17 protein-coding genes are annotated in these 20,397 nt (G+C 58.4%); 7 read left to right on the forward strand and 10 right to left on the reverse strand.

Annotation, left to right across the window (positions count from 1 at the left end; translation table 11 throughout):
• Positions 1 to 43: 43 nt before the first annotated feature.
• Positions 44 to 1,186 carry a glycerate kinase gene (locus QFW87_RS15195; RefSeq protein ID WP_283188138.1) on the reverse strand — a complete coding sequence of 381 codons (1,143 nt, stop codon included), beginning with the start codon at positions 1,184 to 1,186 and terminating at the stop codon, positions 44 to 46.
• A 268-nt stretch (positions 1,187 to 1,454) separates the two neighbouring features.
• On the reverse strand, positions 1,455 to 2,585 hold the full coding sequence (locus QFW87_RS15200) for a sugar diacid recognition domain-containing protein (RefSeq protein ID WP_283188139.1): 1,131 nt from the start codon (positions 2,583 to 2,585) through the stop codon (positions 1,455 to 1,457).
• Positions 2,586 to 2,755: 170 nt separating this feature from the next.
• Here QFW87_RS15200 and QFW87_RS15205 point away from each other — a divergent pair, with 170 nt between their 5' ends.
• Positions 2,756 to 4,066 (forward strand): MFS transporter, encoded by a 1,311-nt coding sequence (locus QFW87_RS15205; protein WP_283188140.1) that lies wholly within the window; start codon positions 2,756 to 2,758, stop codon positions 4,064 to 4,066.
• 276 nt (positions 4,067 to 4,342) lie between these two features.
• Here QFW87_RS15205 and QFW87_RS15210 read toward each other — a convergent pair whose 3' ends face one another.
• The gene (locus QFW87_RS15210) at positions 4,343 to 4,705 is read right to left on the reverse strand and encodes a DUF6124 family protein (RefSeq protein WP_283184171.1); all 363 of its coding nucleotides are present in this window, start codon (positions 4,703 to 4,705) and stop codon (positions 4,343 to 4,345) included.
• Between the two features lie 550 nt (positions 4,706 to 5,255).
• Positions 5,256 to 7,586, reverse strand: coding sequence for a beta-propeller fold lactonase family protein (locus tag QFW87_RS15215; RefSeq protein ID WP_283188141.1), 2,331 nt, complete (start codon positions 7,584 to 7,586; stop codon positions 5,256 to 5,258).
• Positions 7,587 to 7,839: 253 nt separating this feature from the next.
• On the opposite strand from QFW87_RS15215, the gene QFW87_RS15220 reads away from it, so the two are divergent.
• Positions 7,840 to 8,847, forward strand: a complete 1,008-nt coding sequence (locus QFW87_RS15220; RefSeq protein ID WP_283188142.1) for an aldo/keto reductase — start codon at positions 7,840 to 7,842, stop codon at positions 8,845 to 8,847.
• A 153-nt stretch (positions 8,848 to 9,000) separates the two neighbouring features.
• Positions 9,001 to 9,888, forward strand: coding sequence for an EamA family transporter RarD (gene rarD, locus QFW87_RS15225; protein ID WP_283184168.1), 888 nt, complete (start codon positions 9,001 to 9,003; stop codon positions 9,886 to 9,888).
• 64 nt (positions 9,889 to 9,952) lie between these two features.
• Here the strand turns inward: rarD and hppD are convergent, their stop codons facing one another.
• Both hppD and QFW87_RS15235 read right to left on the reverse strand, forming a co-directional pair.
• On the reverse strand, positions 9,953 to 11,029 hold the full coding sequence (gene hppD, locus QFW87_RS15230) for a 4-hydroxyphenylpyruvate dioxygenase (protein ID WP_046054072.1): 1,077 nt from the start codon (positions 11,027 to 11,029) through the stop codon (positions 9,953 to 9,955).
• 252 nt (positions 11,030 to 11,281) lie between these two features.
• Complete coding sequence (locus QFW87_RS15235) at positions 11,282 to 12,226, reverse strand: EamA family transporter (protein WP_283188143.1); 945 nt, start codon at positions 12,224 to 12,226, stop codon at positions 11,282 to 11,284.
• Between the two features lie 79 nt (positions 12,227 to 12,305).
• Between QFW87_RS15235 and QFW87_RS15240 the strand changes: the two genes are divergently transcribed.
• The 3 genes from QFW87_RS15240 (at position 12,306) to QFW87_RS15250 (ending at position 15,422) form a co-directional block, all read left to right on the forward strand.
• Positions 12,306 to 13,178 carry a LysR family transcriptional regulator gene (locus QFW87_RS15240; RefSeq protein ID WP_283184166.1) on the forward strand — a complete coding sequence of 291 codons (873 nt, stop codon included), beginning with the start codon at positions 12,306 to 12,308 and terminating at the stop codon, positions 13,176 to 13,178.
• A gap of 112 nt (positions 13,179 to 13,290) precedes the next feature.
• Positions 13,291 to 14,826 (forward strand): cyclic diguanylate phosphodiesterase, encoded by a 1,536-nt coding sequence (locus QFW87_RS15245; RefSeq protein ID WP_283188144.1) that lies wholly within the window; start codon positions 13,291 to 13,293, stop codon positions 14,824 to 14,826.
• A gap of 233 nt (positions 14,827 to 15,059) precedes the next feature.
• A complete protein-coding gene (locus QFW87_RS15250; RefSeq protein ID WP_283184164.1) occupies positions 15,060 to 15,422 on the forward strand; it encodes a histone-like nucleoid-structuring protein, MvaT/MvaU family in 363 nt (120 codons plus the stop codon).
• 173 nt (positions 15,423 to 15,595) lie between these two features.
• On the opposite strand, the gene QFW87_RS15255 is transcribed toward QFW87_RS15250, so the two are convergent.
• On the reverse strand, positions 15,596 to 16,120 hold the full coding sequence (locus QFW87_RS15255) for a DUF4946 domain-containing protein (protein WP_283184560.1): 525 nt from the start codon (positions 16,118 to 16,120) through the stop codon (positions 15,596 to 15,598).
• A 145-nt stretch (positions 16,121 to 16,265) separates the two neighbouring features.
• Here QFW87_RS15255 and gloA point away from each other — a divergent pair, with 145 nt between their 5' ends.
• Positions 16,266 to 16,787, forward strand: a complete 522-nt coding sequence (gloA, locus tag QFW87_RS15260) for a lactoylglutathione lyase (RefSeq protein ID WP_046054068.1) — start codon at positions 16,266 to 16,268, stop codon at positions 16,785 to 16,787.
• Between the two features lie 178 nt (positions 16,788 to 16,965).
• On the opposite strand, the gene ahpF is transcribed toward gloA, so the two are convergent.
• From ahpF to QFW87_RS15275, 3 genes are all read right to left on the reverse strand, one after another.
• The gene (gene ahpF / locus QFW87_RS15265; RefSeq protein ID WP_283188145.1) at positions 16,966 to 18,528 is read right to left on the reverse strand and encodes an alkyl hydroperoxide reductase subunit F; all 1,563 of its coding nucleotides are present in this window, start codon (positions 18,526 to 18,528) and stop codon (positions 16,966 to 16,968) included.
• A 142-nt stretch (positions 18,529 to 18,670) separates the two neighbouring features.
• Positions 18,671 to 19,234 (reverse strand): alkyl hydroperoxide reductase subunit C, encoded by a 564-nt coding sequence (gene ahpC / locus QFW87_RS15270; protein WP_010460707.1) that lies wholly within the window; start codon positions 19,232 to 19,234, stop codon positions 18,671 to 18,673.
• Positions 19,235 to 19,379: 145 nt separating this feature from the next.
• Positions 19,380 to 20,324, reverse strand: a complete 945-nt coding sequence (locus QFW87_RS15275) for a site-specific integrase (RefSeq protein WP_283184162.1) — start codon at positions 20,322 to 20,324, stop codon at positions 19,380 to 19,382.
• Between the last annotated feature and the right edge of the window lie 73 nt (positions 20,325 to 20,397).

Genomic DNA, 20,397 nt, shown 5'->3' on the forward strand with positions numbered 1-20,397 from the left:
GCTGCCGAGCCTGCTCGGCAGCTGCTACAGGATCGCGGGGTCTTCAGGCTTTGCGAGCGGCCACCCGCCAAACCCGCGCCACATCACTCGCCCGCTCCCGCAACAACCGCGGTGCCTCGGCACACGCCTGCTCCAGCGTCATCGGTCCACTGGCCAAGGCAAACGCGGCATCGATGCCATGTTCGTACAGCGCCTGGTAACCCTCACCCAGTGTTCCGGCGAGGACGATCACCGGCACGCCGTGCTGCCGAGCAATACGCGCCACACCAAACGGCGTCTTGCCACGCAGGGTCTGAGCATCGAAACGACCTTCACCGGTGATCACCAGGTCCGCGCCCTTGACCGCATCGTCCAGGCCAACCAGCTCGGCGACCACTTCGACGCCAGCCTTGAACTGCGCCCCCAAAAACGCCTTGGCGCCAAATCCCAGGCCGCCTGCCGCACCGCTGCCCGGTTCGTCGCGAACGTCTTTGTTCAGGACTTGCGCGCACCGTTCGGCAAAGTGCCCGAGCGCGCGATCCAGTTGTTGGACTTGCTCGGGTGATGCCCCTTTTTGCGGACCGAAAATCGCTGAGGCACCGTGAGGGCCGCACAGTGGATTGTTGACGTCAGCGGCGATGTCGAAGCGTACCTGGGCCAGACGCGAGTCGATTTCACTCATGTCGATTCGCGCCAATTGCGCGAGGGCCAGACCACCCGGTGTCAGGGCCTGGCCCTGTGCGTCCAGCAGTTTGACGCCCAAAGCTTGCATCGCACCCGCCCCGCCGTCGTTGGTGGCGCTGCCGCCAATCGCCAGAATGACCCGTTGCGCCCCGGCATCGAGCGCCGCGCGGATCAGCTCGCCGGTGCCGAATGTGCTGCTGATGCAGGCGTCACGCTTGCCCGGCGGAACCCGTTGCAGGCCACTGGCCTCGGCCATTTCGATGATCGCGGTGTGGCTCTGGGGCAGCCAGCCCCAAGCGGCCTCAACCGTTGCGCCGAGCGGCCCGCTGACTTGGGTGCGGCGCAGTTCGCCCTCGCACGCCGCCAGAATCGACTCGACGGTCCCCTCCCCGCCGTCAGCCATCGGGCATTTGACCAGGAGCGCATCGGGCCAAACCTGCGCCAACCCCAGAGCAATGGCATCAGCCACACCCTGGGCACTCAGGCTGTCCTTGAACGAATCGGGGGCGATGACGATTTTCATGCGAATTCTCCAGTTCCAATGCGTTCCATGCTGCCAGCAGGCAAGAACAATAACGCCGGTCCGCTGCACAAGCCGGTGTGGCGTTTATTGTTCATTTCCACAAAACCTCCCTCCACACCGTTCGTTGTAGCAGCTGCCGAGCAGCGCGAGGCTGCGTTCGAGGACGAAGTCCTCGCAAATCCGGTGTACGCGATTTGCCTGATATACCGCGTTGCTTAAATGACGACGGCTTCGCCGCCGAACGCAGCCTCGCGCTGCTCGGCAGCTGCTACGGATTGGTGTTCGGTGCGTCGGTTTGTGGGAGTAGCTGGACGCCCAGATAAAGCGCGAGCATCCCGTCGAGTCTTAACGGATCAACACCACTAAGCTCGGCAATCCGCTCCATCCGATAACGCAGACTATTGCGGTGGATGCCAAGCGCATCAGCACACGCCTGGCTCTGACCATCGTGATCGCACCAACAGCGCAAAGTCGCCAGCAGTTGGCCGTTGCCATCCTTGGCCATGACTTTGCGCAGCGGTTTGAGCAACTCGTCCAGCGCGTCGTCGTTGCGGTGCCGCCAGAGCATCACCGGCAACCGGTAACGATTGAGCGTCAGCAAGCGGGAGTGCGGCAACACCTCTCGCCCATAGGCCAGCAAGTCGCCGACGCGTCGATAGCAACGACGCAGCCCGGACAATCCATCCGCCTGCCCGCCTACGGCAATGCGCAGAATGTTCCAGCCGAGGCCGTCGAGTTTTTCCAGCAACCGATCGTTCTCGATCGCCTGGCTGGCCGGTCGGCACCAGAGCAGCGATGACTTGGCCGAACTCACGCACCAACTGTCCGGGTAGCGCGAAGTCAACCAGGCGCTGAGCGCCTCGACGGTTTGCCCCGGACCGCGCTCCATCCCTAACTCGAACAGATACGGCACCCGCGTCATCTGCGGCTTGAGCCCCAGTTGTTGCGCTTCATCGATCAACCGAGGTGAATCCCCGGCCTCACTGAGCAGCAACGCCAGCAGATCATCGCAACGCTGGCGCCGCCATTGCTGTTCGGCCTGCTGATTGCGCTGGCCGACCAGCATCTCGGCGGTCATCCGCACCAGCTCAGCGTAAGTGCGCAATAGCTCGGGTTCACCGGTGATGCCCAGCACGCCAATCAAACGCTGATCGAGCAACAGCGGCAGGTTGATGCCCGGCTGCACGCCTTTCAAATGAATCGCCGTTTGAGCGTCGATCTCCACTACCCGCCCGTTGGCCAGCACCAGTTGCGCGCCTTCATGACGGGTGTTGACGCGCTCCGGTTCGCCGCTGCCGAGAATCAGGCCCTGGCTGTCCATGACGTTGACGTTGTACGGCAGGATGGCCATCGCCCGGTCGACGATGTCCTGGGCCAGGTCGTGATCGAGTTCGAACATAACGGGGATCCTTGAAAGCGTGATGGAGCGGATTGTTCACCCGCACAGGCCTTGGTTGCAAACCCTGTGCTCAGGCACAAAGACAATGACCCTAGCGGTGGCCGAGACTCACTGGGCGATCAACGTTACCCTTTGCATCGCAAAAAATCATAATAAAGAGAGAGCCCGCCATGTCACAGAGCGCCGCCGCTACCCAGGCCATCGTTGACGAGAAAAACGCCGTCTACAAACGCATTACCCTGCGTTTGATCCCCTTCATCTTCATCTGCTACCTGTTCAACTACCTTGACCGGGTGAACGTTGGATTTGCCAAGCTGCAGATGCTCGACGCGCTGAAATTCAGCGAAACCGTGTACGGCCTCGGGGCTGGGATCTTCTTTATCGGCTACGTGCTGTGCGGCGTCCCCAGCAATCTGGCCCTGACCAAATTCGGCCCGCGCCGCTGGATCGCACTGATGATGATCGTCTGGGGCTCGCTCTCGACCTGCCTGCTGTTCGTCACCACACCGAGCGAGTTCTACACCTTGCGCCTGTTCACCGGCGCGGCCGAAGCCGGGTTCTTCCCAGGCGTGGTGCTCTACCTTTCGCAGTGGTTCCCGACCTTCCGCCGTGGCCGCATCATGGCGTTGTTCATGTCGGCGATCCCGGTGTCCGGCCTGCTCGGCAGCCCGTTTTCCGGCTGGATTCTCAATCACTTTGGCGCAGGCCAGGCGGGTTTGGCCGGCTGGCAGTGGATGTTCCTGCTGCAAGGTATCCCAACCGTGATCCTCGGCGCCCTCGCCTACTTCCTATTGAGCGACAGTTACGCCAACGCCAAATGGCTCACGCCGTTCGAGCGCTCGGTGCTGGAAGCCGACCACGCTGAAGACCTGGCCAACAAACCGAAAACCACCACCGACTCGCTGCTGGCGGTGTTCAAGAACCCGGCGATCTGGGCCTTCGGCCTGATCTATTTCTGCATCCAGAGCGGCGTCTACGCGATCAACTTCTGGCTGCCGTCGATTATCAAAAACCTGGGCTTCAGCGATAACCTGGTGATTGGCTGGCTCAGTGCGATTCCGTACCTGCTGGCGGCGCTGTTCATGTTGATGGTCGGCCGCTCGGCGGACCTGCGTAAAGAACGCCGCTGGCATTTGGTGGTGCCGATGCTCATGGGTGCGGTCGGTTTGCTGATCGCTGTGAACTTTGCGACTACACCGGCCATCGCCATCCTCGGCCTGACCATCGCCACCATGGGCGCCCTCACCGGTTTGCCGATGTTCTGGCCGGTGCCTACCGCGCTGCTCAGCGCGGGCGCTGCGGCGGGTGGTTTGGCGTTGATCAACTCCATGGGGCAGATGGCCGGGTTCCTGAGTCCGTATCTGGTGGGTTGGGTCAAGGACAGCACCGGGTCGACCGATGCCGCGCTTTACCTGCTGGCGGGCGTGATTGTTTGCGGGAGTTTGCTGGCGTTGCGCATGACGCGGACGTTGCGGGTTTAAGCTTCAGTAGACATGAGAAACGGCCCTTTTCGGGCCGTTTTTTTTGCCGAGGTGTTCGGCTTGAGTTTTGTGGTATTGCTTAAATCTATCCCCCTCACCCCAGCCCTCTCCCCCAAGGGGCGAGGGAGAAAGGGGGCCGATCTTCATGCATTTCAAAGCCTGAGTTCGACTCAGAATTGCAGGTCGGTGTAGCTCTAAAAAACAACTCGGTCAGTCCCCTCTCCCTACGGGCGGTCCGACGTTTCGGGAGGGTTAGGGTGAGGGCTGCTTTTGCGTTTAACCCGGTGGATCGATGTTATCCAACGCCCGATTCACCGCCAGTTCGCCCAGCATGATGATCTGCGCGATGCCCAACAGCGAATTGCGACTCGACCCCTCCATTTGATCCGCCAGATCCATGGTCATGACATTGGCGGAGGCCAGCGACTCGCAAGCGTGGGCCAGCAGGGTTTCGGTATCGAGCTCCGGGTTGACGATGAACATGGTGCCGGGTGTGCGTGGGGTGTCTTTGATGTGGGCAGCCATGTTGAGGTAGTGATCGAGGTCGCGGTCAGCGGCTTCGTTGAGTTTTTTGAAATCGAGGCTTTCGTACGGGGATGCCGGATCGGTGTCCGGCGGATTGGGCGTTACTTTAAACATAGATGAAACTCCTAATTGAAATAAAGGAGCCTTCACCCTCGCTACCAAACGAAGGGTGGCGGCCATACGAAGGTTGGTAGACCGGCAATTAGGACCCGGCGCCCCCGAAGGAGCCCTGCGCATGGCCACCATAAAACCGAGACCTGAAAGGCCTACAAACGGTGGCGCTATGCGCCTAATTGCCGGGCTACCAAACCCGATCGCTTTTATTCAGCGACGGGGAAACGATAGAGCCCAGGCCCAAGGCGCACAAGCCGGCGGATTCTGGCGCAGTCGTAGGCAGCGGCGCAAGGATATGTAGCCCGAATCAGTATCTGGAGATGTCGATTAAACAACCCAGTCATTGCTCACTTTTCAATCGATAGGAGAGACGGATAAATATGTATGTCCCTCTTTCGTGGTCACTGCCAACGCCGCGCCATAACCGGATAAATAGATCTGTCCCCATATCTCGCTATCGGGTTTGGCGAGGGAAACACCCTGCAGTTCAGAACTGCAGGGTAAGCGGACATTTAGCCTTGACTCGAGACCGGCTAATGGGTGTCCCTGATTAGACCCCAATCACCGAGACCGTGTGGCTATCAGTGTTGCTGACATAAGCGCGGGCACCGTCCGGGCTGAGGGCGATCCCCATCGGAGAGATCCCGACCGGGATGTTCGTCAGGACTCGATCCGTCGCCGTATCAATCACCGAGACCGTGTGGCTAGCAAAGTTGCTGACATAAGCGCGGCTACCGTCCGGGCTGATGGCAACCCCGTACGGTTGGTTCCCGACCGGGATATTCGTCAGGACTCGATTCGTCGCCGTATCAATCACTGAGACCGTGTGGCTAAAAAAGTTGCTGACATAAGCGCGGCTACCATCCGGGCTGACGGCAACCCCCCCCGGATTGTTCCCGACCGGGGTGTTCGTCAGGACTCGATCCGTCGCCGTATCAATCACCGAGACCGTGTGGCTAGTCCAGTTGCAGACATAAGTGCGGGTACCGTCCGGGCTGACGGCAACCCCCCTCGGATAGGTCCCGACCGGGATGTTCGTCAGGACTCGATCCGTCGCCGTATCAATCACCGAGACCGTGTTGCTATCCAGGTTGCTGACATAAGCGCGGGTACCGTCCGGGCTGACGGCAACCCCCGACGGATTGTTCCCGACCGGGATGGTCGTCAGGACTCGATCCGTCGTCGTATCAATCACCGAGACCGTGTGGCCAGACTCGTTGTTGACATAGGCGCGGGTACCGTCCGGGCTGACGGCAACCCCCGTCGGACGGTTCCCGACCGGGATGGTCGTCAGGACTCGATTCGTCGCCGTATCAATCACCGAGACCGTATGGCTAGCCTGGTTGCAGACATAAGCGCGGGTACCGTCCGGGCTGACAGCGATCCCGAACGGACCGTTCCCGACCGGGATGCTACCGATTGGCCCCAGCCCCGTAACGGTTACGGTTGCGTTGGCGACCTGAGCACCACTGGTGGCGCTCAGACTGTAAGAGCCGGGGATGAGAGCGCCTTTGACGCGACTGACGCTGAGCCTGCCGGCAGCGTCGGTGATGAAGTCGCGCTGGCCGCTGCCGCCATCGGCGTACATGAAGTTGGTCGGGAGAGTCAGACTGAGCTTGCCCCCGGGGATGGGGGTGTTACTGCGGGTGCTGAGGAGCAACTCAACGTTCTTCAGCCGGCCAGCCGGGGCGATGGTGTAGGGCTCGTTGGTGAAGGTCGGCACGTCATGCTCCGCGCTAACCTGCGCCGTAGCCGTTTTGGACGTGGCCATGACCACGCTACCTCTGACCTGCTCATAGATCACCCTCACCACGCTGTCGGCAATGACCTTGGCATTGGGCACCATCAATTTATAGGTGAACGGGAGCCGCGAAACGGTGGCTTCAACGGAATGCGGCACCGCCGGGCCGCCAGGCGGCGTTGACGTGTATTTCACGCGAATGATGTCATTGGGTTGCCACAGCGGTGCAAAGGCATGCACCAACACGGTCAGATCCTTGCTACCGAGTTTGCTGAGGTCGATGGTTTTCGGGTCATCGCTGGGGTCATCCGGGTCTTCGGCCAAGTCGGGGGCCACCAGCCGATTGCTCTTGAGATACACATCCACCAACAACGAAACCGACCACGGTGAATCCGTGTCAGGTCCGTTTCCCACCTGGTCGGTCACGGTGTACGAAAACACGAACCGGGGATGATCACCGGCGCGTTCGAAAACGGCTTTGTCGACGGTGACGCAAATCCTTGTCGGCTCGGCGGAAGGAGTAGCCGGTGCTTCGGCAGGCGTGACGTCGCGGTAGACGTCCTGGCCGTTGCAGTTCAACCAGATTCTGTCGTAGGCCCGGCAGTAAGGGTAAGAGAAACACACCTGCACACCCTGCGCCGCGCGGTCGGCGTCAATGCCGTTTTCGAGTACGTCCTGGGGCAGAATCAGTTCCAGCTCAGAGTGGCCATCGTCGCCATGAATGCGGTCTTCGATACCGGGGCGGATGGCGTTGTACAAGATCTCCAGCGGTGGCGTGGAGGTGCCCATGTTCTGACTGCCACGGGTCACCGTATAGGTGAGACGGTTGACGAACTCGGGCCTCAGCAGATTTTTGGGAATGTACAGGAAGACAGAATCATCCGTGGAGGCTGTCTGCGTACTGGCGATGTCTGGTTGGCCGTTCAGGTTCAGCGCAACGGTATCGTTCGGTGCCTGCCCCTGGTACGCATCCACCTTGACCCTGGCGCCCATGGGGGACAGGTCATAAATCCGTATAGAGACACCGCAATGTCCCCCCACTACCGGCGTCGTGCTGCCAAGTACATCCGGCGCATACAGAACCAGAACGGTGTTATCGGACGAAGTCTCAGCCAGTGTATCGGTGGATTCGGTGGTCATGAAAACGCTCCTTCGTGGAACGACCGGGAGGGTCCGGCGCTTGGAGCTATCACACAGGGATCAGGGGCGGACTGGCTACTGTCAGATCTGACAGTGGCGACGAGTGGTTACCCCGACCTTCATTCGAGGTGTTGAAGCGCCCGACCGTTTCTGGGCAAAAGTGCTGCCAGGCGCTTCGTCGATAAATCAGATTGCCCCGCCCCACCGTTCTGGTATTTGATTGAGCCTTTCCCACCGGTAAAAGGATTTCGGCATGAGCTACCGCACACTGGGTCATTCGGGTTTACAAGTGTCGACCCTGACCCTGGGCACCATGATGTTCGGCGAACAGACCCGCACCGAAGATTCCCTGCGGATCATCGACAAGGCCTGGGACCAGGGCATCAATTTCATCGACACCGCGGACGTTTACACCAACGGCCGCTCCGAAGAGATCGTCGGCGAAGCGATTGCCGGTAACCGCCACGAATGGGTGCTGGCGACCAAGGTCGGTTTCGGCCCGGTAGACGGCGTGCCGAACCGCAGCGGTCTGAGCCGCAAGCACCTGTTCAATGGCATCGACGCCAGCCTGACGCGTTTGGGCACCGATTATCTCGACATCTATTACCTGCACCGCGAAGACCACAACACGCCGCTGGAAGTCACGGTGTCGGCCATCGGCGATTTGATCCGCCAGGGCAAGATTCGCTATTGGGGTTTGTCGAACTACCGTGGCTGGCGCATCGCCGAGGTGATTCGTATCGCTGATCAACTGGGCGTCGACCGCCCAGTGATCAGTCAGCCGCTGTACAACATCGTCAACCGTCAGGCGGAAACCGAGCAGATCACCGCTGCGCAAAACTATGGCCTGGGCGTGGTGCCTTACAGCCCGCTGGCGCGTGGCGTGCTCAGCGGTAAGTACGCGCCGGACGCGAAGCCGGACGCCAACAGCCGAGCCGGGCGCGCCGATAAACGCATTCTGGAAACCGAATGGCGCGTCGAATCCCTGCGCATTGCTCAGCAGATCCAGCAGTACACCCAGGGTCGCGGCGTGGGCATCGTCGAATTCGCCATTGCCTGGGTGCTGAACAACAGCGCCGTGACTTCGGCCATCGTTGGACCGCGTACCGAAGAACAATGGAATGCCTACACAAAGGCGCAGGCGGTGAAGATTACGGCTGAGGATGAAGCGTTTATTGATTCGCTGGTTGTGCCTGGGCATGCGTCGACGCCGGGGTTTAATGATGTGAGCCACTTTGTGTCGGGGCGTAAACCGCGCTAACAGCAAAAGATCGCAGGCTTCGCCAGCTCCTACCTGGATCGGTGTCCCCCAGTAGGAGCTGCCAAAGCCTGCGATCTTTTATCTGGCGACACATTCTCCGGCCGAACCACGTATCCTCCGCACCCGTTTCACGTTCAACTTCGCGAGGACAGTTTGTCTAAAGGTATCGCTCTATCGGTTTCAGCCTCTGTGCTGTTTGCCGTCATGTATTACTACACCTCGTTGCTCACGCCTTTGAGCGGCGTGGAAATCTTCGGTTGGCGAATGCTGCTGACCCTGCCCTGCATGACCGTGTTCATGGTGGTCTCCGGTGAATGGAAACGCGTGGCCGCCCTTTTTCGGCGGCTGGTTGGCCAACCAAAACTGCTCGCCGGCCTGATCGTTTCCGCGACGCTGCTTGGCCTGCAACTCTGGCTATTCATGTGGGCACCGCTCAACGGCTATAGTCTCGACGTGTCTCTGGGCTACTTCCTGCTGCCGCTGTCCATGGTGCTGACCGGGCGGTTCGCCTATGGCGAGCGACTGTCTTACCTGCAAAAGGTTGCCGTGTTTTTTGCGTCCCTCGGCGTGCTCAACGAGCTGTATCAGGTTGGCGGTTTTTCCTGGGCGACCTCGCTGGTCGTCATCGGTTATCCGCTCTACTTCATCCTGCGCAAACGACTGGCGACCGACAACCTCGGCGGTTTGTGGATGGACATGGCCTTGATGTTGCCCGTGGCGTTCTGGTTCGTTCAGGGCGGTGATCAGGGTTTCGCCGTGTTCGATCAACACCCGTGGCTGTCGCTGCTGATCCCCTTACTCGGGGTGATCAGTGCTTCGGCGCTGGTGGTTTACATCATCGCCAGCCGGCTGTTGCCGTTCAGCCTGTTCGGGTTGTTGAGTTACGTCGAGCCGGTGCTGTTGCTCGGCGTTGCGTTGCTGCTGGGGGAAAGCATCAAGGCCGGTGAGTGGCTGACCTACATCCCGATTTGGTTGGCAGTAGTGGTTCTGGTGTTCGAAGGGTTCAAACATCTGGTCCGGCATCGACGGAAATCGATGTAGGACCGGCACGAAAAAGCCCGCTCAGCATTGCTGCTGACCGGGCTTTTTTTACATCTGAAACGGCTTAGTCGGTGGAAAGCACACCACGACGAACCTGGTCGCGTTCGATAGATTCGAACAGCGCCTTGAAGTTGCCTTCGCCGAAACCATCGTCGCCTTTACGCTGGATGAATTCGAAGAACACCGGGCCCATCAGGGTTTCCGAGAAGATCTGCAGCAGCAGACGCTTATCGCCTGACTCGGACGAACCGTCCAGCAGAATGCCGCGCGATTGCAGTTGATCAACCGGCTCACCGTGGTTCGGCAAACGACCTTCGAGCATTTCGTAATAGGTCTCCGGCGGCGCGGTCATGAAGCGCATGCCGATGCTTTTCAGATGATCCCAAGTCTTGATCAGGTCATCGGACAGGAAGGCAACGTGCTGGATGCCCTCGCCGTTGAACTGCATCAGGAACTCTTCGATCTGCCCGGCGCCTTTGGACGATTCTTCGTTCAGCGGGATGCGGATCATGCCGTCCGGCGCAGTCATGGCCTTGGAGGTCAGACCGGTGTATTCGCCCTTGATGTCGAAGTAACGGATCTCGCGGAAGTTGAACAGCTTCTCGTAGAAGTTGGCCCAGTAGGCCATGCGACCGCGATACACGTTGTGGGTCAGGTGGTCGATGATCTTCAGGCCAGCCCCGACCGGGTTGCGGTCAACGCCTTCGATGAACACGAAGTCGATGTCGTAGATCGAACTGCCTTCGCCGAAACGGTCGATCAGGTACAGCGGCGCGCCGCCGATGCCCTTGATCGCGGGCAGGTTCAGTTCCATCGGGCCGGTTTCGATGTGAATCGGCTGGGCGCCCAGTTCCAGGGCCCGGGCAAACGCCTGCTGGGCATTCTTGACGCGGAACGCCATGCCGCACACCGACGGACCGTGCTCGGCCGCGAAGTACGAAGCAACGCTGTGAGGTTCATTGTTGAGGATCAGGTTGATCTGGCCCTGGCGATACAGGTGCACGTCTTTGGAACGGTGGGTCGCGACCTTGGTGAAGCCCATGATCTCGAAGATCGGTTCCAGGGTGTTCGGGGTCGGCGATGCGAATTCGATGAATTCAAAGCCCATCAGGCCCATTGGGTTTTCGTATAAATCTGCCATGGTTGGCGCCTCATCATTTTCTTGTCAATTAACGGATCGTTAGTTGCTAGCAATGCTGAGACCGGCGGGTGGCGCACAGGAGATGCCCCGCACGCTGCGGGCGAGGAAGTCACCGTAGATCAATTGAAACCCGAAACTCTTCATTGTCGACCCAAGGCTCTTGCGGGCGAGGCTTCTGTTGCCAGAAGACGATTATTCTTGTATGCGTAACCCGATTCTACACAGCGTAAATAGGTTTGTCCGCCTTCTGTATCAAATCCCCTTTTTCCCTGCTCGCGCAAGGGGTTTGTTGCACAGGAAAATCCCCGCGAAGATCAGCCCTCCTCCCAGGCACATCGCCAGGGTCAACTGCTCGCCTAACAACAGCGCACCGAGGAACACCGCAGTCAGCGGGTTGAGGGCGATGAACACGCCTGAACGCGTCGCGCCGATTTTGCGAATGCCGTCGTAATAGCCGATATAGGCCAGCGCCGAACCCAATACGCCCAGGTACATCAGGCTCATCCATTGCGTTGGCCCGAGGCTGGTGAGTGCATTAATACTCAACTCACCGCGAACAGCACTGGTCACCCACAGCATCAGCGTGCCCAACAGAATCGAGTACGTCACCGTTTGCACCGGTCCTAGCGTCTGGTTCAGATCTTTGGAGAACAGCGAATAAACGCCCCAGCCGAGCACACAGCCGAAGATCAACAGATCGCCGATCCACGCATCGGGATTGCTGGCCAATAGTTGTGGGTTACGGCTGACGATCACCAGGCTCGCCCCGGCAATACAGATCGCAATACCAACTACTTTCGCTCGACTCAAGCGCTCCTTGAACAACAGCCATGACACCAGCCCGATCACGGCCGGGTTCAACGCCACGATCAATGACGCCCGTGAGGCATTGATGTAGTGCAGCCCATAAAAGAAGCACAGGTTGTAGAAAAAAATCCCGAAAAAACCCAGCAGCGCCAATTGCAGCCATTGCCTGGGGCTGGGCCTTGCAAGAGGCACGCGGGCCAGTAGCAGAAACACCAGCAACGCCACGCTGGCCAGCAAGAATCGCAGGCTGGCGGCAAACAAGGGGCTGAGGCTATCGGCCAGAAACCGCCCGGCGACAAAGGTGCCGCCCCAGATCATGGTGACGGCAGCCAGTTTCAGATAAACCGGGACATCCGAAGGGTTGGACAGGCTTTGCTCATAGGTCGTCATAGGTTTCCACAACGAGAAATCGGGAGAGATGAAGTATCATTCGATTAATACCTTCTCATCGTAAAATGAGTAAACACTCATGACCCTTACCCAACTGGAGATATTTTCTCTGGTCGCCGAGCTTCAAGGCTTTACGGCGGCAGCCAATCGCTTGGGGATTTCCCAATCCGCGGTCTCTCACGCCCTCAAGTCGCTGGAACAGGAATTGGGCGTCGAACTGCTGCGCCGGCATCAGTCTCGGGTCGAACTCAGCGACATCGGCCAACAGCTTTTGATGCGCGCTCGGGCGATGCTGGGCCTGGCCAATACCTTGCGCCAAGAAGCGGCCGATGCTCGCGGAATGAAACGCGGCACGTTGCGCATCGGCTCGTTCGGCCCGACCTCATCGATCAAACTGCTGCCGCTGATCCTGCAGCACTACCGCGCGGCCCACCCGGGCATCGAGGTCCACATTGACGAAGGCCCGGACCGGCAGGTGATCCAGTGGCTGGAGGAACGGCGTATCGATATCGGCTTCGTGGTGTTACCCGAGGAGCGGTTCGACACCTTTGCGCTGATCGAGGACCAAATGGTCGCGCTGCTGCCCGTCGATCATCCGCTGACCCGTCGCGACAGCCTGACCCTGAGCGATTTGTGTAACGACCCCTTTGTATTGACCGAGGCCGGCTCGTCGGAACTGGTGTCGCGGCTATTCAGTGCCGCGCGGCTGACACCGAACATCCGTTATCGCTGCTCGCAACTCCTGAGTACGCTGGATACCGTTGGCCGAGGCGATGCGCTGACGGTCGTCGCCGAAAGCTCATTGCCCGATGATCGCGACAGTCGCTACGTGAAAAAACCGCTATCGCCAACGGTCACACGCCAAGTTGGTCTGGCGGTGCTCGACCAGCGCCAGTCATCCCCTGCGGCGCTGGCTTTTATCAAACTGGCCGAGCGCCTGAACTACCGTTGAGCGGCACACGTGCCGGGGGCCAACTATCATGGCCTCTACCTGAACTCTTTTTGGAAGGCGTCCCGTCCTGCCAGCATTTGAGAGCCCTACTTAATCATTACAGGTTTCGCAAATGCCACTGAATGTCAAAACCCGCCGCAAACGCGGCACCAGGATGGCTGTCACGCTACTGAGCGGATTACTCCCGGTGTTGTTGGGGTTCGCCATTCTTTATATGCAAGCTGAGCGTACGCTCAAGCAAAGTACTGAACAGACGGCCGAAGAAGCCATTCGCCAATTCGAATTGATGCTCGACAACACCGCCCAAGCCGCTCAGGAACTGCTGCCGCTGGCCGGCCAAAACTGCAACGACATCAAACTGGCCTTGCGCGAACAGGTCACCCGCCGGCCGTTCGTGCGCTCGACCAATCTGGTGTGGGACAACAACATTTACTGCAGCTCATTGTTCGGTGACGTTCAGGAAGCAATCGTTTCCGGCGACTACAGCGAAGGCGCGTTGTTGCTGATGAAAGGCAACCCCGTCACGCCTGATACTGCATTACTTGTGTATCGGCTCAGCAAAGAAAAACAGGGCGCGATGAGCACTCTGGACGGGTATCACCTGAGCAACGTACTGCGAATGATCGGCCGCAAGACGTTGCTGCTATTGCAAGTCGGCCCTCATTGGTTGTCCGCCGATGGCAAATTCCATGAAGGCGCCCTGCCTGCCTTTGCGGTGGCGCAAACCAGACTGACGTCCTCGCGTTACACCTTTTCCGTGGCGGCCGGATTTCCTGAAGGCGAAACCTGGCGCTTCATGAGCAGTGAGTATCCGCCGCTGTTCAGCTTGCTGATCTTCTTCGGCGTGATTTCCGGCTTGATCGGGCACTTTGTGCAAAAACGCTCGTCATCGCCGAGCAATGAAATGCGGCGCGCCCTGGAAGCGGCGGAGTTCATTCCATACTTTCAGCCTGTGGTGCATGGCACCAACAAGAAGTGGTCCGGCGCCGAGGTGCTGATGCGCTGGAATCATCCCAAGGAAGGTCTGGTGCGTCCGGACCTGTTCATTCCGTTTGCCGAACACTCCGGGCTGATCGTGCCGATGACCCGCTCGTTGATGCAGCAGACGGCCGAATTGTTGGCGCCTGTTTCATCCTCCTTCGAGGGCGCTTTTCACATCGGCATCAACATTACTGCCAGCCACTGCAAGGACCTGGAACTGGTCGAGGATTGCCGTCAATTCCTCGCGGCCTTCGCACCGGGTGCCGTCAGCCTGGTGCTGGAACTCACCGAGCGCGAACTCATCGAACCCACGGCCATCACCCACCAACTGTTCGAGCAGCTTCACGCGCTGGGCGTGATGATCGCGATCGATGACTTCGGCACCGGTCACTCAAGCCTGGGTTACCTGCGTCAGTTCAACGTGGACTTTCTGAAAATCGACCAGAGTTTTGTCGCCATGATCGGCGTTGATGCCCTCTCACGGCATATCCTGGACACCATCATCGAACTCTCGGCCAAGCTCGATCTGGGCATCGTCGCCGAAGGCGTGGAAACCGTGGAGCAAAGTGATTATCTGACCGCCCACGGCGTGAACTTCTTGCAAGGTTATCTGTTCGGTCGGCCGATGCCCGGCGCGGACTTCATTAACGCATTAAGTCACCATTAACTAGCCGCGCTAAGCGACGAGACAAGAAGATCGCGCACCCATTTGAATCAAAAGACTACTGTTGTTACATGAAGAAAAAGACAGGATTTACTCTTGGCCAATTAACTACTACAATTTTTCATGCCTGCGCAAGATTGGCAGGTGAGCCATTATCACCGAGTCGCTTCAAGGCTCTTGGCTTATAGCTTTGTTTGCGGTTGGTATCAGCCAAACACACTATTGGAGTAAAGATATTGTCCAGACTCGCTGAATTTCGTGCAGCTGAAAAGGCCCTTCAAGAGCAGCTCAAGCAGCTGGAAACCCTGAAGAATGATGCCGGGCTCAAGAAAGAAATCGAATTCGAAGAAAAGCTCCAGGGGCTGATGAAAACCTACGGCAAGAGCCTGCGCGACATCATCGCCATTCTCGATCCGAACCCGGCAAAATCCGGTCTGCAACAGGCAACACCTAAAACCCGCCGCGCTCGCGTGGTCAAGGTTTATCAGAATCCGCACACCGGTGAACTGATTGAAACCAAGGGTGGCAACCACCGCGGCCTGAAAGCCTGGAAGGAACAATACGGTGCAGCTACCGTTGATTCCTGGCTGCGTAGCTAAGCATTCGCGGTGACAAAAAAGCCCTGCCAATGCAGGGCTTTTTCATGGACGCCTTCTAAATGCAACGATTGGCGTCGATCAACTCGCTACTTGTTGAATAACTTTGTGCTTAATCCCTTTGGTATCTAAAAATTTCAGAATGCGCTGAAACCGGCAGCCATTGAAATCTTTAACTAAAGTTTCAAGCTGTTACGGGCTGCCTCTATTTCATCCTGACTTGCCTTATAAACCTCTGCCTGCCCCGCGTAGGAAAGAACATAGGCCTTATCGCCATCCACGGCGGCAACCAATGTTTGAGAGAGCATATGCCTTCCGTTCTGCGTGATCGTGCAGGTAGTTTCCAGCGCTGATAAGCGGCTCAACGTCGTCGGGTGAATCTTGTTGCAGACACTTTGATAACCGCCTTGAAAGAAGTCCTTCTGCACCGACTTGCGCATCTCCAGCAACACGCCTTGCAAATTCACCTGATGACCGCTTTCCACCTGAGTCATGGTCAACTCCATCACCATTACCGGCGTGCCGTACTGATCGTTCTTCACCGCGCGCTGGCGGGAAACGTGGGTATTGGCGTCATCTTGCGGGACAGCTTCGACCTCCCAGCCGTTGGGCCAGGTCATGATTGGCTCATCTGCAAGAGCGCTGTTAACACCTGAAAGCACGCAGATCAGGACGACCATCGATTTACAGAAACGAATCATTGCAATGAACACTCACGGATTGAACCGTAAAGTCTGAGCCTCGCCCGTCTGTCAGGCAATAGCCGACGCTTTGGGTTTGGTGATGTCCGAGCCCTTGCGTATCATTGTCGCCATTCGTTAGCCCCACTTATTTTCCGGAGGGCCCATGAGCCTGCACGAATTGAACACCTTCCCAGGCGTGACTGCCCAACCTGATACCGCCACCCAGAAGTTCGTCTTCAACCACACCATGCTGCGGGTCAAGGACATCACCAAGTCCCTGGATTTCTACACGCGCATTTTGGGTTTCTCGCTGGTGGAAAAACGCGACTTCCCGGAAGCCGAGTTCAGCCTGTACTTCTTGGCGCTGGTCGATAAAAACCAGATCCCGGCCGACGCTGCTGCTCGCACCGAGTGGATGAAGTCGATCCCCGGAATTCTCGAGCTGACCCACAACCACGGCACCGAGAACGACGCGGATTTCGCTTACCACAACGGCAACACCGACCCGCGCGGTTTCGGTCACATCTGCATCTCGGTGCCGGATATCGTCGCTGCGTGCGAGCGCTTCGAAGCGCTGGGCTGCGACTTCCAGAAGCGCCTGAATGACGGCCGTATGAAGAGCCTGGCCTTTATCAAAGACCCGGATGCGTACTGGGTTGAGATCATCCAGCCTGCACCGCTGTAAGCCCCACTGCAGATCCCCTGTGGGAGCGGGCTTGCTCGCGAATGCGGTGTGTCATTCAGCAGTGATGTCGGCTGACAGTCCGCATTCGCGAGCAAGCCCGCTCCCACAGGGGGAATGTATGAAGCACAAAAAAACCCCATGATCGCTCATGGGGTTTTTGTGTTTTCAGCGCCGGGTTTTATGCCGGAGCCGAGGTGCGGATCAAGTGATCGAATGCGCTCAGGGAAGCCTTGGCGCCCTCGCCCACCGCAATCACGATCTGCTTGTACGGCACGGTGGTCACGTCACCGGCAGCGAACACGCCCGGCATCGATGTCTCACCGCGGGCATCGACGATGATCTCACCGCGAGGCGACAACTCGATGGTGCCTTTGAGCCAGTCGGTGTTGGGCAGTAAGCCGATCTGCACGAAAATTCCTTCCAGCTCGACGCTACGCAACTCGTCCGACTGACGATCCTTGTAGCGCAGGCCATTGACCTTCTGATCGTCGCCCAACACTTCAGTGGTTTGCGCACTGGTGATCACGGTGACGTTCGGCAGGCTGTGCAACTTGCGCTGCAAGACCGCATCGGCGCGCAGCTGCACATCGAACTCCAGCAGTGTTACGTGGGACACGATACCCGCCAGGTCGATGGCCGCTTCGACGCCGGAGTTACCGCCGCCAATCACCGCCACACGCTTGCCTTTGAACAGCGGACCGTCGCAGTGCGGGCAGTACGCCACGCCTTTGTTGCGGTATTGCTGCTCACCCGGGACGTTCATTTCACGCCACCGCGCACCGGTCGCCAAAATCACAGTCTTGGCTTTCAAGGTCGCGCCGCTGGCGAAGTGGACTTCGTGCAACTCGCCGTTCTTGCCCGGCACCAACTTGTCGGCGCGTTGCAGGTTCATGATGTCGACGTCGTATTGTTTGACGTGCTCTTCCAGCGCCACAGCCAGTTTCGGCCCTTCGGTTTCCTGCACGGAGATGAAGTTCTCGATAGCCATGGTGTCGAGCACCTGCCCACCAAAACGTTCAGCTGCCACACCGGTACGAATGCCTTTACGGGCAGCGTAGATCGCGGCCGAAGCACCGGCCGGGCCACCACCGACGACCAGTACGTCGAAGGCTTCTTTGGCGCTGATCTTCTCGGCTTGACGCTCGATACCGCTGGTGTCGATCTTGGCGAGGATTTCTTCCAGGCCCATACGGCCCTGGCCAAAGTTCACGCCGTTCAGGTAAACGCTTGGCACGGCCATGATCTGACGGTCATCGACTTCGGCCTGGAACAGAGCGCCGTCAATGGCGACGTGGCGGATGTTCGGGTTAAGCACGGCCATCAGGTTCAGTGCCTGGACCACGTCCGGGCAGTTCTGGCAGGACAGCGAGAAGTAAGTCTCGAAGTTGAAATCGCCTTTGAGCGAACGGATCTGTTCGATCACTTCAACGCTGGCCTTCGAAGGGTGACCGCCGACTTGCAGCAAGGCCAGCACCAAGGATGTGAATTCGTGGCCCATCGGGATGCCGGCGAAACGCAGGCTGATATCGGCACCCGGGCGGTTGATCGAGAACGATGGTTTACGTGCATCATCCCCGTTGTCGAGCAACGTAATCTGGTTGGAAAGACTGGTAACGTCTTTGAGTAATGCGAGCATTTCCTGGGATTTCGCACCGTCGTCGAGGGAGGCGATGATCTCGATCGGCTGGGTGACCCGTTCCAGGTACGATTTCAACTGGGCTTTAAGATTGGCGTCCAACATACGGGCGATTTCCTTTTTTTGCAGTTACATAAAGAGCCGACATAAAAAAAAACGCCCGAGCGAATCTCGCCCGGGCGTTTTTATTGGGCGGTTGCAGCCTACTTAGGTGCGGAAACCCGCCCTGATGATGCGTTCCACAGACTTAGATCTTGCCGACCAGGTCCAGGGACGGAGCCAGAGTGGCCTCGCCTTCTTTCCACTTGGCTGGGCAAACCTGACCTGGGTGAGCAGCGACGTACTGAGCAGCCTTGATTTTGCGCAGCAGCTCGGAAGCGTCACGGCCAACGCCGCCGTCGTTCAGTTCGACGATTTTGATCTGACCTTCTGGGTTGATCACGAAGGTGCCACGGTCAGCCAGACCAGCGTCTTCGATCAGCACGTCGAAGTTGCGGGAGATGGCGTGAGTCGGGTCGCCGATCATGGTGTACTGGATTTTGCCGATGGCTGGCGAAGTGTTGTGCCAGGCAGCGTGAGCAAAGTGGGTATCGGTGGAAACGCTGTAGATCTCGACGCCCAGCTTCTGGAACGCGTCGTAGTTGTCAGCCAGGTCTTCCAGTTCGGTCGGGCAAACGAAGGTGAAGTCGGCAGGGTAGAAGAACACGACAGACCACTTGCCTTTCAGGTCAGCGTCCGACACTTTTACGAAGTCGCCATTTTTAAAGGCGTCAGCTTTGAACGGTTTAACTTGGCTGTTGATGATAGGCATCGATGACTCTCCGTCAGGGTTGAAAAGTTTGGTTGAGAAGTTGATGGAGTGAATCCTACCGACTCGATTGCCGGATGGCTCATTGGCAAAGCTCATGCTGCTCATTGGTTTTCGCTATTAGCCGAACGTATTAATAGAAGAAAACTTACTTAGCAGCGCCAATGGTTTTTTCCGCGAGCGGTGTCATCCCGAGAAACGGGCTGGCTTCAACATAGCGCATGGCGGACTTCATATCCTTCCAGCCCACGTAACTCATCAACGACTTCAAGTCCCACCCGCTCTGATGGGCCCAGGTGGCAAAGCCGCGCCGCAAGGAGTGACTGGTGTAGTGCTCGGCCGGGATCCCGGCGCGCTCCAGCGCCTGGCGTAGTAACGGGATCACGCTGTTGGCGTGCAGCCCCTCCTCGCTCAGGTGGCCCCACCGGTCGATGCCTCGGAATACCGGCCCGCGAACCAACGCGGCTTCGGTGATCCAATCGATGTACGCCTGCACCGGGCACAGGCGCTGCAACGCGGGCGTCTGGTAAGTCTTGCCGAGGTTTTCGTGGTCACTCTTGGTTCGCGGCAAATAGAGCGTGATGCCTGAGTCGGCAGCCGCTTTAACGTGCTCAATCTGTAGCCGGCACAACTCGTCGCTACGAAAACCGCGCCAGAAACCCAACAGAATCAGCGCCGTGTCGCGCCTGGCCCGCAACAGAGCCGGTTGATCGTGTTTAGATTTCGCGGTTTGCGCTTCTAGCTGCAACCAGGCAACCACTTGCTCCAGATGCTGAAGCTGTAACGGCTCGGCCTGTTTTTCTTGAGCCGGGTGTAGCGCGCGAATGCCCTTGAAGACCTTGCGCACCACCGGCGCCTTGGTGGGATCAGGAAAACCCTGACTGTTGTGCCATTGCGCCAGCGCTGACAAACGCAACTTCAAGGTATTGATCGACAGTACACCCGCATAAGCGACGAGGTAGCGCGCCACGCTGTCGCTGGTCGCCGGCAGGAAGCCGCCCCAACTGACTTCGAAATGCTCGACAGCCGCCCGGTAGCTGCGACGGGTGTTGTCGCGGGTAGCGGCTTGCAGGTAACGATCCAGCTCAGTCATGGGCTCAACTCTCTAAAACGTACCGCTTTGGCGGGTGAAAACGCGCCACAGGGCTTATCACACGGGGTAATAC

The organism is Pseudomonas sp. PMCC200344 (assembly GCF_030053095.1).
Classification (GTDB): domain Bacteria; phylum Pseudomonadota; class Gammaproteobacteria; order Pseudomonadales; family Pseudomonadaceae; genus Aquipseudomonas; species Aquipseudomonas svalbardensis.